The 14,342-nt window shown below is 42.8% G+C and carries 25 protein-coding genes; all 25 read left to right on the top strand.

Going from position 1 to position 14,342, the window contains the following annotated elements; all coding sequences use genetic code 11:
* Positions 1 to 2: 2 nt before the first annotated feature.
* The 25 genes from H153_RS0106630 to rpmD all read left to right on the top strand — a co-directional run bounded on the left by H153_RS0106630 (position 3) and on the right by rpmD (position 14,342).
* Entirely contained in the window at positions 3 to 1,106 is a 1,104-nt protein-coding gene (locus H153_RS0106630; RefSeq protein WP_022847356.1) for a glycosyltransferase, read from the top strand.
* Positions 1,107 to 1,210: 104 nt separating this feature from the next.
* Entirely contained in the window at positions 1,211 to 1,591 is a 381-nt protein-coding gene (gene rpsL, locus H153_RS0106625; protein WP_022847355.1) for a 30S ribosomal protein S12, read from the top strand.
* Positions 1,592 to 1,610: 19 nt separating this feature from the next.
* Positions 1,611 to 2,081, top strand: coding sequence for a 30S ribosomal protein S7 (gene rpsG / locus H153_RS0106620; RefSeq protein ID WP_022847354.1), 471 nt, complete (start codon positions 1,611 to 1,613; stop codon positions 2,079 to 2,081).
* Between the two features lie 34 nt (positions 2,082 to 2,115).
* On the top strand, positions 2,116 to 4,209 hold the full coding sequence (fusA, locus tag H153_RS0106615) for an elongation factor G (protein ID WP_022847353.1): 2,094 nt from the start codon (positions 2,116 to 2,118) through the stop codon (positions 4,207 to 4,209).
* 143 nt (positions 4,210 to 4,352) lie between these two features.
* A complete protein-coding gene (gene tuf / locus H153_RS0106610; protein ID WP_022847300.1) occupies positions 4,353 to 5,549 on the top strand; it encodes an elongation factor Tu in 1,197 nt (398 codons plus the stop codon).
* A 12-nt stretch (positions 5,550 to 5,561) separates the two neighbouring features.
* Positions 5,562 to 5,873, top strand: coding sequence for a 30S ribosomal protein S10 (rpsJ, locus tag H153_RS0106605; RefSeq protein WP_022847352.1), 312 nt, complete (start codon positions 5,562 to 5,564; stop codon positions 5,871 to 5,873).
* Positions 5,874 to 5,888: 15 nt separating this feature from the next.
* Complete coding sequence (rplC, locus tag H153_RS0106600) at positions 5,889 to 6,512, top strand: 50S ribosomal protein L3 (RefSeq protein WP_022847351.1); 624 nt, start codon at positions 5,889 to 5,891, stop codon at positions 6,510 to 6,512.
* A gap of 10 nt (positions 6,513 to 6,522) precedes the next feature.
* The gene (rplD, locus tag H153_RS0106595; protein ID WP_022847350.1) at positions 6,523 to 7,149 is read left to right on the top strand and encodes a 50S ribosomal protein L4; all 627 of its coding nucleotides are present in this window, start codon (positions 6,523 to 6,525) and stop codon (positions 7,147 to 7,149) included.
* Entirely contained in the window at positions 7,146 to 7,469 is a 324-nt protein-coding gene (gene rplW, locus H153_RS0106590; protein ID WP_022847349.1) for a 50S ribosomal protein L23, read from the top strand. The genes rplD and rplW overlap by 4 nt, the downstream gene beginning before the upstream one ends.
* 17 nt (positions 7,470 to 7,486) lie before the next feature.
* Positions 7,487 to 8,311, top strand: coding sequence for a 50S ribosomal protein L2 (gene rplB / locus H153_RS0106585; protein WP_022847348.1), 825 nt, complete (start codon positions 7,487 to 7,489; stop codon positions 8,309 to 8,311).
* Between the two features lie 12 nt (positions 8,312 to 8,323).
* Positions 8,324 to 8,602 (top strand): 30S ribosomal protein S19, encoded by a 279-nt coding sequence (rpsS, locus tag H153_RS0106580; protein ID WP_022847347.1) that lies wholly within the window; start codon positions 8,324 to 8,326, stop codon positions 8,600 to 8,602.
* Positions 8,603 to 8,615: 13 nt separating this feature from the next.
* Positions 8,616 to 9,011: a 50S ribosomal protein L22 gene (gene rplV / locus H153_RS0106575; RefSeq protein ID WP_022847346.1), complete on the top strand. Its 396-nt coding sequence runs from the start codon at positions 8,616 to 8,618 to the stop codon at positions 9,009 to 9,011.
* A gap of 12 nt (positions 9,012 to 9,023) precedes the next feature.
* On the top strand, positions 9,024 to 9,722 hold the full coding sequence (rpsC, locus tag H153_RS0106570; protein WP_022847345.1) for a 30S ribosomal protein S3: 699 nt from the start codon (positions 9,024 to 9,026) through the stop codon (positions 9,720 to 9,722).
* Positions 9,723 to 9,724: 2 nt separating this feature from the next.
* Positions 9,725 to 10,138, top strand: coding sequence for a 50S ribosomal protein L16 (rplP, locus tag H153_RS0106565; RefSeq protein WP_027720065.1), 414 nt, complete (start codon positions 9,725 to 9,727; stop codon positions 10,136 to 10,138).
* Positions 10,139 to 10,155: 17 nt separating this feature from the next.
* Entirely contained in the window at positions 10,156 to 10,356 is a 201-nt protein-coding gene (gene rpmC, locus H153_RS0106560) for a 50S ribosomal protein L29 (RefSeq protein WP_027720064.1), read from the top strand.
* Between the two features lie 13 nt (positions 10,357 to 10,369).
* Positions 10,370 to 10,645, top strand: a complete 276-nt coding sequence (gene rpsQ, locus H153_RS0106555) for a 30S ribosomal protein S17 (protein WP_022847343.1) — start codon at positions 10,370 to 10,372, stop codon at positions 10,643 to 10,645.
* Positions 10,646 to 10,668: 23 nt separating this feature from the next.
* Positions 10,669 to 11,037, top strand: coding sequence for a 50S ribosomal protein L14 (gene rplN / locus H153_RS0106550; protein WP_022847342.1), 369 nt, complete (start codon positions 10,669 to 10,671; stop codon positions 11,035 to 11,037).
* A gap of 12 nt (positions 11,038 to 11,049) precedes the next feature.
* On the top strand, positions 11,050 to 11,397 hold the full coding sequence (gene rplX / locus H153_RS0106545) for a 50S ribosomal protein L24 (protein ID WP_022847341.1): 348 nt from the start codon (positions 11,050 to 11,052) through the stop codon (positions 11,395 to 11,397).
* Between the two features lie 23 nt (positions 11,398 to 11,420).
* Positions 11,421 to 11,975, top strand: coding sequence for a 50S ribosomal protein L5 (gene rplE, locus H153_RS0106540; RefSeq protein ID WP_022847340.1), 555 nt, complete (start codon positions 11,421 to 11,423; stop codon positions 11,973 to 11,975).
* A gap of 15 nt (positions 11,976 to 11,990) precedes the next feature.
* A complete protein-coding gene (locus H153_RS0106535) occupies positions 11,991 to 12,176 on the top strand; it encodes a type Z 30S ribosomal protein S14 (RefSeq protein WP_022847339.1) in 186 nt (61 codons plus the stop codon).
* A gap of 25 nt (positions 12,177 to 12,201) precedes the next feature.
* On the top strand, positions 12,202 to 12,624 hold the full coding sequence (gene rpsH, locus H153_RS0106530; protein WP_022847338.1) for a 30S ribosomal protein S8: 423 nt from the start codon (positions 12,202 to 12,204) through the stop codon (positions 12,622 to 12,624).
* Positions 12,625 to 12,652: 28 nt separating this feature from the next.
* Positions 12,653 to 13,195 (top strand): 50S ribosomal protein L6, encoded by a 543-nt coding sequence (rplF, locus tag H153_RS0106525; RefSeq protein ID WP_027720063.1) that lies wholly within the window; start codon positions 12,653 to 12,655, stop codon positions 13,193 to 13,195.
* 23 nt (positions 13,196 to 13,218) lie between these two features.
* Complete coding sequence (gene rplR / locus H153_RS0106520; protein ID WP_022847336.1) at positions 13,219 to 13,584, top strand: 50S ribosomal protein L18; 366 nt, start codon at positions 13,219 to 13,221, stop codon at positions 13,582 to 13,584.
* Positions 13,585 to 13,595: 11 nt separating this feature from the next.
* Entirely contained in the window at positions 13,596 to 14,153 is a 558-nt protein-coding gene (rpsE, locus tag H153_RS0106515) for a 30S ribosomal protein S5 (protein ID WP_022847335.1), read from the top strand.
* A gap of 3 nt (positions 14,154 to 14,156) precedes the next feature.
* Positions 14,157 to 14,342, top strand: a complete 186-nt coding sequence (gene rpmD / locus H153_RS0106510) for a 50S ribosomal protein L30 (RefSeq protein WP_022847334.1) — start codon at positions 14,157 to 14,159, stop codon at positions 14,340 to 14,342.

Genomic DNA, 14,342 nt, shown 5'->3' with positions numbered 1-14,342 from the left:
TTTTGAGAAAGAAAATTCGTGTTCTTGAGATAATAGATGGTGACGGATGGTGTGGAACGAAAGAACAAACCTATCTTGTTTCTCTTCAGCTTTCAAGGTATTTTGATGTAGAGATGGCTTTAGCCTCGGGGAATCGTCACCTTATAAGCAGGCTTGAGGGGAAAATACCTCTCCGTTTTTTTCAGAAGGGCCATAAAAGTGAAAAAAGAAGACTTTATCCCTACAGGAATCTCTATAAGATAATAGCGGAAGGAAATTACGATGTTGTTGTTCCAAATTCTTCAAGTGCGTTTAATTTTATCCTTCCTTTCTGGAGATTTTTGAGAAAGCGTCCAAAGCTTGTTGCTATGAGACGTTCTGGTTTTATTCCGTCCTTCTTTTCTGCAAAGTTAAAATACAATCTTGCCGATGCGATTGTTGTTGTTTCAAAGGATGTAGCTAAGGCATTGAGGGAGAAAAACTTTTTTCCAGATAGGCTTCATGTTATAGAGAGTGGAATAGATCTTTCACGTTTTTACCCTTCAGATGAGTATAGATTAGCTGTAAGAGAGGTGTTTGGAATATCGGAAGATGAAAAATTGTTTGTTAACGTTGCAAACTGGCTTCCTTATAGGAAGGGTCAGGACATACTGCTGAAGGCATTTTCAAAGGTTGCGGGACAAAACTGGAAATTGATGCTTGTTGGACACAATACCGATTCGGAAGATGCAAAAAGGATGGTGAAAGACTTTGGGCTGGAAGGAAAGGTTGTTCATGCTGGTTTCAGGACAGATGTAGAAAAGATTCTACAGGCGGCCGATTTTTTTGTTCTTTCATCTCGTTCTGAAGGAATAGCCGGGGCACTTCTGCAGGCCATGGCTTCTGGAAAGGTTGTCATTTCAACCCTTGCTGGAGGAATTGGGGAATATTTAAAGGATGGAGTAAACGGTTTTGCGTCACCGATAGAAGATGTTGATGGTTTGGCAGGGGCTATGAAAAGAGCAGTTGTGCTTGGTAGAAAAGAATATGAAGTGATTGCTAATAGAGCGGTGGAAACAGCAAAAAAGTATTCTATAGAAGAAACCGGAAAGAAGTGGAAAGATCTAATTGAATCTTTGTGCCGTTGAAAATTTACAGATGATTTAATAAATTTTCAGCGGGATAGTATCCCTTGACAATTGGTGTTCTATTTGCTTATATTCAAGCGCCAAACTATATAGGAGGAGATAGTATGCCCACAATTAATCAGCTTGTGAGAAAGGGGCGTGAAAAGAAAATTAAACGCTCAAAGGCACCCGCGCTTCAGGGTAATCCCCAGAAGAGGGGCGTTTGTGTAAGGGTATTTACCACCACGCCCAAGAAGCCTAACTCAGCTCTTCGTAAAGTTGCAAGGGTAAGGCTCTCAAACGGAATAGAAGTAACTGCTTACATTCCGGGTATCGGTCACAACCTTCAGGAGCACTCAGTTGTTCTTGTAAGGGGTGGAAGAACAAAAGACCTTCCAGGTGTTCGTTATAAGATTATTCGTGGTGCTCTTGACGCTGCTGGCGTTGAGGGGAGAAGACAGTCAAGGTCTAAGTACGGGACAAAGAGACCAAAAGAGAAAAAATAATTTTTAGGAGAGGAAAGGCATGCCAAGGAAAGGACCAGTTCCACCAAGAGAAATAATTCCTGACCCTGTTTACGGTGATAAGCTTGTGGCAAAGCTTATCAACAAGGTTATGAAGGATGGGAAAAAGAGCGTGGCTGAAAAGATAGTTTACGGCGCTTTTGACATTATCAAGGAAAAGCTTGGAGAAGATCCTCTTGCCGTATTTCACAAAGCAGTAGAAAACGTAAAACCTATTATGGAAGTACGTCCACGCCGTGTTGGTGGTGCCACATATCAGGTACCTATGGAAGTAAGACCAGAAAGACAGATTCACCTTGCACTTAAGTGGATCGTGGACGCTGCACGTGCTCGTTCTGAGCGCGGAATGGTTAACAGACTTGCAAATGAGCTTATTGATGCTTACAACCAGAAAGGTGGTGCGTTCAAGAAGAGAGAAGACACCCACAGAATGGCAGAAGCTAACAAGGCATTTGCACACTACAGGTGGTAATTTTTAAAGATCAAACGAATTAATGGAGGCCGTTGTGAGTAAGGCTGCAAAGAATATTAAAGTTCCTCTTGATAAAGTAAGGAACATAGGAATTATCGCCCACATTGACGCTGGAAAGACAACAACGACCGAGCGTATCCTTTACTATACAGGAAGGATTCATAAGATTGGTGAAGTTCACGAAGGCGCCGCTGAGATGGACTGGATGGAGCAGGAAAAGGAAAGAGGTATTACCATTACCTCCGCTACAACAACCTGCTTCTGGAGAAATCACAGGATTAACATCGTTGACACACCGGGACACGTTGATTTTACAATTGAGGTTGAGCGTTCTTTGAGGGTTCTTGACGGTGCCGTTACAATTCTCTGTTCTGTTGGTGGTGTTCAGCCTCAGACAGAAACTGTATGGAGACAGGCAGATAAATATAAGGTTCCAAGGATTATCTTCGTAAACAAGATGGACAGAATCGGTGCTGACTTCTTCCAGGTTGTTAATGATGTTGAAGAGAAGCTTGGAGCCAAACCAGTTCCTCTTCAAATACCTGTTGGCGCTGAAGAGAACTTTAAAGGTGTTGTTGATCTTGTAACAATGAAGGCGATTATATGGGAAGAGGAGACTCTTGGTGCCAAGTATCATGAAGAAGAGATTCCTGAAGATTTAGTTGATATAGCAGAAGAGTACAGAGAAAAGCTTCTTGAGGCTCTTGCTGATGTAGATGAAGAAATAATGATGAAGTACCTTGAAGGTGAAGAGATATCACCTGAGGAGATAAAGGCTGCAATTAGAAAAGGTACTCTTGAAATTAAGTTTTTCCCGATGCTCTGCGGTTCCGCTTTCAAAAACAAAGGTGTTCAGCCTCTTCTTGATGCAGTAGTTGATTATCTCCCTTCACCTCTTGATGTTCCTCCTATTAAGGGGATTAATCCTAATACAGGTGAAGAAGAAGAGAGACACGCATCATACGATGAGCCGTTCTCAGCACTTGCGTTTAAGATCCTTACAGACCCTTATGTTGGTCAGCTAACATTTATCAGGGTTTACTCTGGTTTAATGGAGTCCGGTTCTTACGTATACAACGCAACAAGAGGTAAGAAAGAAAGACTTGCAAGAATTCTCCGTATGCATGCAAACAAAAGGGAAGAAATTCCGGTGCTTGGTGCCGGTGATATCGCTGCAGCCGTTGGTTTAAGAGAGACCTATACAGGTGATACACTCTGCGATCCAGATCATCCAATTATCCTTGAGGCTATGGAGTTCCCAGAACCTGTTATATCTGTTGCTGTTGAGCCAAAAACAAAGGCAGACCAGGAAAAACTCTCAATTGCTCTTCAAAAGCTTGCTAAGGAAGACCCATCTTTCAGAGTTTCAACAGATCACGAAACAGGACAGACGATAATCTCCGGTATGGGTGAACTTCACCTTGAGATTATCGTTGACAGACTTAAGAGAGAGTTCAATGTTGATGTAAACGTTGGTAGACCTCAGGTTGCATACAGAGAGACTATCAGAAAAGAAGTTACTCAGGAAGGTAAGTTTATCAAGCAGACAGGTGGTAGAGGTCAGTACGGTCACGTATGGCTTAAGATTGAGCCTCTTGAGCCTGGTAAAGGTTTTGAATTCCATGAAACAATTAAAGGTGGTGTTGTTCCCAAGGAATATATCCCGGCTGTTGAAGCAGGTGTTAGAGAGGCCATGGAAACAGGTGTTGTTGCCGGTTATCCTATGGTTGACATAAAGGTTACACTCTTTGACGGTTCATACCACGAAGTTGACTCTTCTGAAATGGCGTTCAAGATTGCAGGTTCAATGGCATTCAAAGAGGGTGCCAAAAAGGCAAATCCTGTTCTCCTTGAGCCAATAATGGAAGTAGAGGTAACAACACCAGAAGAATTTATGGGTGATGTTATCGGCGATCTCAACAAGAGACGTGGTCGCGTTCAGGGTATGGAAGCAAGAGGAAACGCTCAGGTTATTAAGGCGATGGTACCTCTTGCCGAAATGTTTGGTTACGCTACTGATCTTCGTTCAATGACACAGGGTAGAGCTACCTACATAATGAGATTTAGCCATTACGAAGAAGTGCCATCAAACGTTGCCGAGCAGATAATAGGTGAGAGAAGCAAGTAATATTTGTAACTTTTAAAATCCCCCTTCGGGGGGATTTACTTTATAAGGACTTTACAATTGCAGGGAAAGGAATATAATTCACACCTGCGAAAAATTTTTTTTGTTCTTTTAAAAAGCAATAAGGTTTTAAGGAGGAAAGGAACATGGCGAAAGAAAAATTTGAAAGGACGAAACCCCACAAGAACGTGGGAACGATAGGACACGTAGACCACGGTAAGACGACACTCACAGCGGCCATAACCCACTGTCTTGCACTCAAAGGGATGGCACAAGAAGTATCATACGACAACATAGACAAAGCACCGGAAGAAAGAGAGAGGGGAATCACGATAGCGACGGCCCACGTAGAATACGAATCAGACAAATACCACTACGCCCACGTAGACTGCCCTGGCCACGCGGACTACATCAAGAACATGATCACCGGTGCTGCCCAGATGGACGGAGCCATACTCGTAGTATCAGCTGCAGACGGACCGATGCCACAGACGAGAGAACACGTACTACTTGCGAGACAAGTTAACGTACCATACATAGTAGTATTCCTAAACAAATGCGACATGGTAGACGACGAAGAACTACTTGAACTGGTAGAACTTGAAGTAAGAGAACTACTCAACGAATACGGATTCCCTGGAGACGAAGTACCGGTAATCAGGGGATCTGCCCTCAAAGCACTTGAATGCACATCACCGGAATGCCCGGACTGTCAACCAATCTACGAACTCGTACAAGCCCTTGACGAATACGTACCGGAACCGGTAAGAGAAACAGACAAACCATTCCTCATGCCGATAGAAGACGTATTCTCAATCTCAGGAAGAGGAACAGTAGTAACAGGAAGAGTAGAAAGAGGAACACTCAAAGTAGGCGAAGAAGTAGAAATAGTTGGACTAAGGGAAGAACCGATCAAGACAGTAGCGACAGGAATAGAAATGTTCAGGAAACTACTTGACGAAGCCATGCCTGGCGACAACGTAGGAATACTTTTAAGAGGCGTAGGCAAAGACGAAGTAGAAAGAGGAATGGTAGTAGCCAAGCCTGGCTCAATCAACCCCCACAAGAAATTCAAGGCAGAAGTATACATACTCTCAAAAGAAGAAGGCGGAAGACACACACCATTCTTCAACGGATACCAGCCACAATTTTACTTCAGGACCACAGACGTAACAGGGAAGGTAAAGCTACCTGAAGGCGTAGAGATGGTAATGCCTGGAGACAACGTAACATTTGAAGTAGAACTACTCAAACCTGTAGCTATAGAAGAGGGACTCAGATTTGCTATCCGTGAAGGTGGTAGAACTGTAGGTGCAGGTGTTGTTACTGAGATTTTAGACTAAGAGGGGTAGGTAATGGCTCAGGATCGCATAAGAATAAAACTTATGGCTTATGATCATAGATTACTTGATAGATCAGTGCAGGAGATAATTGATACAGTGAAGAGGACTGGCGCCATTGTTGCCGGTCCCATTCCTCTTCCGACAAAACGTTCCGTATGGAGCGTAATAAGGTCTCCGCACAAGTACAAGTATTCGCAGGAGCAGTTTGAGATAAGGAGACATAGGAGACTTCTTGATATTAAGAATCCAAAACCTCAAACCGTGGAAGCGCTCATGGATCTCAAGCTTCCCGCCGGTGTTGATGTAGAGATTAAGCTTGACTAATAAAGAGGTGAAACAATGAAAGGAATCCTCGGTAGAAAGATTGGTATGACTCAAGTTTTTACTGAAGACGGAAAGGCACTTGCCGTTACTGTAATAGAGGCAGGTCCGTGTACTGTTGTTCAGAAAAAGACAGAAGACAAAGACGGCTATACTGCTCTTCAGCTTGGCTTTATGGAAAAGAACAAGGCTGAGAGTAAGTTTCCAAAGCCACTTTTAGGCCACTTTAAAAAGGCTGGTATTAAGCCGGTAAGATTTCTTAAAGAAGTTAAATTTGATGATGTTGATAAGTATGACGTTGGTGACAAAATAACCGTTGAAATTTTCCAGCCTGGCGAAAAGGTGGATGTGACGGGAACATCAAAAGGTCGCGGTTTCGCCGGTTACCACAAGAGATGGGGCTTTGGTGGTGGTAGAAAGTCTCACGGTTCAGACTTCCACGAAGGTCCTGGTTCAATAGGTGCCTGTGCATTCCCCGGCAGAGTGCACAAGGGTAAGAAAATGGCAGGACACTATGGTAATGCACAGGTTACGGTTAAGAACCTTGAAATCGTTGATGTAATTCCGGAGAAAAACCTTATTCTTGTTAAAGGTGCTATTCCAGGACATAAAGGCTCCTTTGTAGTAGTTAAAGGAAAGTAAGGGGTGAACTATGGAAATTAAGGTGTTGAATACTGCAAATCAGGAAGTTGGGACTGTTTCTATAAGTGATGACATAGCTAATGCGCCTATAAAGAGCCACGCTATATGGGAAACAGTTAAGTGGCAGCTTGCAAAGCGCAGGAGAGGAACCCACTCTACCAAGACGAGAGCTGAAGTTAGAGGTGGTGGAAGGAAGCCCTGGCCTCAGAAGCACACAGGAAGGGCAAGACAGGGCTCTATCCGTGCACCTCAGTGGGTAGGTGGTGGAGTGGTTTTTGGTCCAAAGCCAAGAGATTACTCTTACAACTTACCTAAAAAGGTTAGGAAGGTTGCCCTTAGAAGTGTTGTAGCGGGTAAGCTTGGCGACGGTTCAATAATCGTTGTTGAAGATTTTGCCTTTGAAACTCCAAAGACAAAGCAGGCTGTTGAGTTTCTCAAGAATCTTGGACTTGAAAATGAGAAGGTTCTGATTGTTGTTCCTGAACTTGAAGAGAACACATGGAAGTCTTTCAGAAACCTTCCAAACGTAAAGCTTCTTGAAATTGACGGATTAAACGTTTATGACATGCTCTGCTACGATAAGTGCATCTTCTTCAAATCCACTCTACCTAAATTAGAGGAGAGGTTATCAAGATGAAGACTCCTTATGATATAATCGTCCGTCCGATTGTAACGGAAAAGAGCGTTCGCCTTGCGAACATGGAAGTTAAGAGTTCAAAGACAAAAGAGACCAGGAAGATTACGAAGATTACTTTTGAAGTGGCAATGGATGCTACAAAGCCGGAGATAAAAGAGGCTGTAGAAAAGATCTTTAATGTTAAGGTTGATAAAGTTAACACCATGGTTGTTAAAGGTAAAAGAAAGGGAATCAGGCTTTTAAAAGGAAAGAAAAGAGACTGGAAGAAGGCTGTAGTAACACTCAAGCCGGGATACGAAATTGACCTTGAGAACTTGTAAGTAAGAGGAGTTGAGCAATGGGAATAAAGAAGTTTAAACCATACACCCCGAGCAGACGTTTTATGACTGTTTCCGACTTCTCAGAGATTACAAAGAAAGAGCCTGAGAAGTCACTTACTGTTGGTTTTGTAAGGGGAACAGGTAGAAATAACCAGGGAAGAATTACCACGAGACACAAAGGTGGTGGACATAAAAGAAGATACAGGATTATTGATTTCAAGAGGGACAAAATAGGTATTCCTGCAAAGGTTGCTTCTATTGAGTATGATCCAAACAGGTCTGCCAGGATTGCTCTTCTTGTTTATGCTGACGGTGAAAAAAGGTACATAATATGGCCTGATGGTCTCAAAGTTGGTGATACTGTTGTTGCCGGTCCAGATGCTGAGATAAAGGTAGGAAATGCCCTTCCACTCAGAAATATACCTGTAGGTACGATTGTTCACAATGTTGAGCTTAAGCCAAAGAAAGGTGGACAGCTTGCAAGATCCGCAGGTTCTTTTGCCCAGCTTATGGGTAAAGTTGGTGACTACGCTCAGCTTAGACTTCCTTCAGGTGAACTTAGACTTGTTCACCTTGATTGTATGGCAACGATCGGTCAGGTCGGAAACATCGATCACGAGAACATTGTTATCGGTAAAGCTGGAAGGTCAAGATGGCTTGGAATTAGACCAACGGTTCGCGGTACTGCAATGAACCCTGTTGATCACCCTCACGGTGGTGGTGAAGGCAGGACATTCGGCAAGCATCCTGTCACACCCTGGGGTCAGCCTACTAAAGGATATAAGACAAGACCTAAACGTAAGTACTCAGACAGATTTATCATTAAACGCAGGACTAAGTAACGGAGGTTTTTGATGGGACGTTCACTGAAGAAGGGTCCCTATGTGAACCCTAAGATTTTGAAGAAAGTCAGAGCCATGAACGAAACTGGTGAAAAGAGAGTCATAAAGGTATGGGATAGAGCCTGTGTTATCGTACCTGAATTTGTTGGACACACATTTGCAGTTTACAATGGACAGAAGTTTATTCCAGTTTATGTTACTGAACAAATGATAGGTCACAGGCTTGGTGAGTTTTCCCTTACCAGAACATTCAGAGGTCACGCCGGACAGAAAGTTGCCAAGAAGAAGTAAGGAGAGGTAAAAGATGGCTGTTGAGAACAGAGACTACTATAAAGAAGGTGAAAGAGGCTTTGCCGCTCCTGTTGAGGCAAGAGCCGTTTGGAGAAAGGCAAGAATGTCAGCCTCTAAAGTAAGGCTTGTTATCGATCTTATAAGAGGCAAGCATGTTGAAGAGGCTCTTGCCATACTTGCTAACTGCCCGAGAAAAGCGGCAAAGATGATTGAAAAGGTTCTCAAAAGTGCTATAGCTAACGCTGAGCAGAAGGGACTTGACGTAGATTCTCTCTTTGTTAAAAAGGCCTATGTTGACGAAGGCCCTACAATGAAGAGGGTTAAACCTCGTGCTATGGGTAGAGCAAACGTTATCAGAAGAAGAACCTGCCACATTACAGTTGTGGTAGGAGAAAAAGAATCAAAATAACGGGGGTAAGCTTTGGGACAGAAAGTACATCCAGTAGGATTTAGACTTGGAATTACAAAAGATTGGGAATCCAGATGGGTTGCCAAAGAGAAAAGCAAGTATGTTAACTTCCTTCATGAAGACCTTAAGATTAGGAAGCTTATTAAGCAGAAGTACTATCACGCGGGGATTGCCCGTATAGATATTGAGAGGACACTCGACAAGATCAATATCAGAATATGGGCTGCAAGACCCGGCCTTCTCATAGCCAGAAAGGGTACTCAGGTAAGAGAACTTAGAAGAATCCTTGAAGGACTTACAGGGAAAAGTGTCCATATTGATATTGAAGAGGTGAAACATCCACAGCTTAACGCTCAGCTTGTTGCTGAGAATGTAGCTGCTCAGCTAGAGCGCCGTGTGGCGTTCAGGCGTGCGATGAAGCGGGTTATTGCTGATGCTATGAGAGCAGGTGCCAAAGGTATCAAAGTGCAGTGTGCCGGAAGACTTGGTGGTGCCGATATGGCAAGGACAGAATGGTACCGTGAAGGAAGGGTTCCTTTACAAACCATTCGTGCAGATATAGATTATGGCACAGCAGTTGCCCAGACAAAGTACGGTGTTATCGGTGTTAAGGTGTGGATCTACAAGGGTGACGTTTACAAGGATGAAACAGAAGAGATTCTCAAGAGACTCGAAAAAGAAGTAAAAGAAGAAATGGCAAGGGGTGAGTAACCATGTTGATGCCTAAAAGAACGAAATTTAGGAAGCAGCAGAGAGGAAGACTCAAAGGTAAATCATATAGAGGCAACACTCTTTCATTTGGTGATTACGGTATTCAGGCCCTTGAGCCCGGTTATATCACGACTAACCAGATAGAGGCTGCAAGGGTTGCAATGACAAGAACTATGAAAAGAGGCGGTAAAGTCTGGATAAGAATCTTTCCAGACAAGCCTTACACTAAAAAGCCTCTCGAAACTCGTATGGGTAAAGGAAAGGGTAACGTTGAAACGTGGGTAGCACCTGTTAAGCCTGGAAGGATAATGTTTGAAGTTGCGGGTGTTGCTGAAGACGTTGCTATGGAAGCTTTAAGGCTTGCTATTTTTAAACTTCCCATTAAGTGTAGAATCGTTAAAAGGGAAGAAATATAAGTATCAAGGGGTAAGCAATGAAAAAGTTGACAGAAGATTTGAGGGCTAAAAGCACTGAAGAGCTCAAAAACATGGTTGTCGAGCTCAAGGAGAGCCTTTTGAAAATGAGATTTAAAAATGCCTTTGGTCAGCTTGAAAGTACGGCTGACATTAGAAAAACAAAGAGGCAGATTGCTCGCATTCTGACTATTCTCAGAGAGCGTGGAGTGAAGCTCTAATCTGGAGGAAGTAATGGCTGAAACGAGAGTTAATAGAAGAAAAGTAAGGGTAGGTGTCGTTGTAAGCGACAAGATGGATAAGACGGTAGTTGTTCGTGTTACAAGGGAATTCAGACACCCTGTTTACGGTAAAAGGGTTAAGTTTTCCAAAAAGTACATGGCACACGATGAGACAAATCAGTGTCAGGTTGGTGACGTTGTGAAAATTATGGAAACAAGACCCCTCTCAAGACATAAGAGATGGAGAGTTATTGAGATTATTGAAAAAGCCAAGAAACTTGGTGAGTAAATCCCCGCAAGAGGAGTAGAGCTATGATTCAGGTTCAAACATATTTAAACGTTGCAGATAATACAGGGGCGAAAAAAGTTCAGTGTATAAGGGTGCTTGGCGGTTCAACCAGAAGGTATGCGTCCCTCGGGGATGTTATCGTTGTTGCCGTTAAAGACTCTATCCCAAACGCAACTGCCAAGAAAGGAGAAGTTTACAGGGCGGTTGTTGTTAGAACAAAGAAAGAGGTAAGACGCCCTGACGGGACATACATAAAGTTTGACGACAATGCAGTCGTTATACTCAACAAGCAGGGTGAACCCCTTGGTACCCGTATTTTAGGTCCTGTTGCAAGGGAAGCGAGACAGAAAGGATTTACTAAAATTGCTTCACTTGCGCCGGAAGTTATTTAAGGGAGGATTCTAATGGCTAAGAAGAAGTTCAAAATAAAGGCCGGTGACAAGGTTGTTGTTATTGCCGGCAAGGATAAAGGAAAGGTAGGAAAGGTTCTCAAAGTGCTTCCAGAGGAAGAGAGGGTTATCGTTGAAGGTGTAAGAATCGTCAAAAAGCACCTTAAACCAAGCCAGAAGTATCCTGAAGGTGGCATTATAGAAAGAGAAGCACCTATTCACATAAGTAACGTTATGCTTGCTGATCCTAAAGATGGAAAGCCAACAAGGGTTGGTATCAGGTTTGAAAACGGTAAGAAAATCAGGTATGCTAAGCGTTCAGGCGCCGTTATTGATGAAATCAGCAAACCGGCGGGTCGGTAATCCGCGCGTTTTAAGGAGGAAAGATGGCTGAGAAGTACGTTCCAAGACTTAAAGAGATGTATAAGAAGGAGATTATACCTGCACTTCAGAAGAAGTTTAACTACAAGAACGTTATGGAGATTCCAAAAATAGAAAAGATTGTAGTTAACATGGGTGTTGGTGAAGCCGTTCAAAACATTAAAGCTCTTGAAAATGCCATGAGAGATCTTGAACTCATTACAGGTCAAAAGCCTTCCGTGAGGAGGGCGAAAAGGTCAGAAGCTGGATTTAAGCTTCGTCAGGGAATGCCTATTGGTGCTAAAGTTACGCTTAGAGGCGACAGAATGTACGATTTCCTTGATAGGCTTATCTCAATTGCCCTTCCAAGGGTTAGAGACTTTAAAGGCCTTTCGCCAAGATCTTTTGATGGAAGAGGAAACTATAATTTTGGTTTGACTGAACAGGTTGTTTTCCCTGAAATAGACTACGACAAGGTGGATGCTATCAGGGGAATGAATATAACTATCGTCACGACTGCAAAAACGGATGAGGAAGCCAAAGCTCTGCTTGAAGCTTTTGGATTCCCATTCAGGAAATAACAGTAGGGAGGCATAATGGCAAGGAAAGCTTTGATTGTAAAAGCTCAGAAAGAGCCAAAATATAAAGTCAGAAAGTACAACAGATGTCCAATATGTGGACGTCCAAGAGGTTTTATAAGAGAGTTTGGTATGTGTAGACTCTGTTTCAGAACGCTTGCTCTCCAGGGTAAAATTCCTGGAGTCAAAAAGGCAAGCTGGTAAAAACACGATGGAGAGGTAAGGCAAGATGATGATGGATACTGTTGCAGATTTTCTTTCAAGAATTCGCAACGCCAACCTTGTATATAAAGAGTATGTAGATGCGCCATACTCAAAGGTGAACGAGGCAATTGCAAATATTCTCAAAGAGGAAGGATTTATAAAAGACTACGAGATCGTAGAAGTTCCATTTAAGAGGACAAAAAATCCTGATAACAAGAAGAAGCTCATCAGAGTTCACCTTAAGTACGGTCCAAACAGAGAAAGAGTTATAAACGAGATAAAGAGAATTTCTAAACCTGGTAGAAGGGTTTACGTTGGTGTTGAAGATATTCCACTTGTTAAAGCGGGACTTGGTGTTGCCATTCTCTCCACCAATAAAGGTATTATTCCCGGTTACAAAGCGAGGAAGCTTGGTGTAGGTGGAGAAGTTCTCTGTTATGTATGGTAAAACCAGAAATTTTAGAAGGAGTGGAGCTATGTCAAGAATAGGTAAGATGCCTGTTGAGATACCTCAGGGAGTAACGGTTGAAGTAAAACCGGGAAACCACGTTGTTGTTAAGGGACCGAAAGGTCAGCTTGAATTCACTTTTAATCCGAAACTTACAATTAAGGTGGAAGACAACAAGGTAATTGTTGAAAGGCCTAACGACGAAAAGCAGATGAGGGCTCTTCACGGAACAACCAGAGCCATAATAAATAATATGGTAACAGGTGTTTCTAAGGGTTTTGAAAAGGTTCTCGAAATTAAAGGTCTTGGTTATAGGGCTTTTGTTAAAGGGAAAACACTTGAATTACACCTTGGTTTTTCCCATCCTGTCCTCTACCAGATTCCTGAAGGTATAGAGATAGAGGTTGACAGAGATAACAACGTTTTTGTTCGCGGCATAGACAAGCAGAAGGTTGGTCAGGTTGCCGCTGAGATCAGATCCTTTAGACCTCCTGAGCCTTACAAGGGTAAAGGTATAAGATACAGAGGCGAAAGAATCATTCTTAAAGCTGGTAAGTCAGCTAAGAAGTAATCTCTTTACTAAGAGGGGTAAAAATGGCTAAGATGACGAGAAAAGAGCGAATAGCAAAGAAACATAGAAGAGTTAGAAAGAAAGTCTTTGGTACACCTGAAAGGCCGAGACTTGCTGTTTATAAAAGCCTTAAGCATATGTATGCCCAGATTATTGACGATACAAAGGGCGAGACGCTTGTTGCTGCTTCAACGCTTGACAAAGAGGTTAGAGAGAAGGTTAAAGGTCTCTCTAAAACTGAAGCGGCAAGGGTTGTTGGTCAGGTTATAGCTGAGAGGGCAAAAGCTAAAGGTATTACTTCTGTTGTATTTGACAGAGGTGGTTTTATCTATCACGGTAGAATCAAAGCAATAGCCGAAGGTGCCAGAGAAGGTGGCTTAGAATTCTAAGGAGGTAATTGATGGCTAAGAGGGTTAAACCTGAAGGTTTAGAGCTAAAAGAGAGACTTGTTCATATTAACAGAAACGCTAAAGTAGTTACGGGTGGTAGAAAATTTAGTTTTACCGCCTTTGTAGTTGTTGGTGATGGAAACGGCGTTGTTGGATTTGGTAGAGGTAAGGCGTCTGAAGTTCCAGATGCTATCAGAAAGGCTACCGAAGATGCCAAGAAAAACTTAATAAAAATTCCGGTTGTTGATGGTACTATACCTTTTGAAATTCAGGAAAGATTCGGGGCATCAACCATTATTATGAGACCGGCTGCCCCTGGTACTGGAGTTATTGCATCAGCTCCAGTTCGTGCAGTTCTTGAGTCAGCCGGTATTACTGATATTCTTACGAAAGTTATAGGTTCAACAAACCCACACACCGTTGTTAGGGCTGTTATTAAGGCTCTTGAAAAACTTAAACTTCCTGAAGAGTTTGCCCAGCTTCGTGGTGTATCTACCGAAGAGCTTAGAAGACGCTGGAAGCTTCCGGGAAGAAGAATTACGCCGGAAGGCGAGATTATCAGGAGGTAATAGATGGCTAAGGTTAAGATAACGCTTGTAAGAGGGCTTGCCGGAAAGAGTAAAAAGAAGAGAGCCACACTTGAGGCTCTTGGTCTGAGAAAAAGAGGAAGAAGCACTGTTAAAGAGCTAAATCCTGCTATCGAAGGGATGATAGATAAGGTTAGAGAGCTTGTAAAAGTAGAACCACTGGAGGAGTGA

Origin of the sequence: Desulfurobacterium sp. TC5-1 (assembly GCF_000421485.1) — a bacterium.
Taxonomy (GTDB): Bacteria; Aquificota; Aquificia; order Desulfurobacteriales; family Desulfurobacteriaceae; genus Desulfurobacterium_A.
Note: the sequence above shows the minus strand (reverse complement) of the source record. Positions and strands in the feature narration are given on the sequence as shown.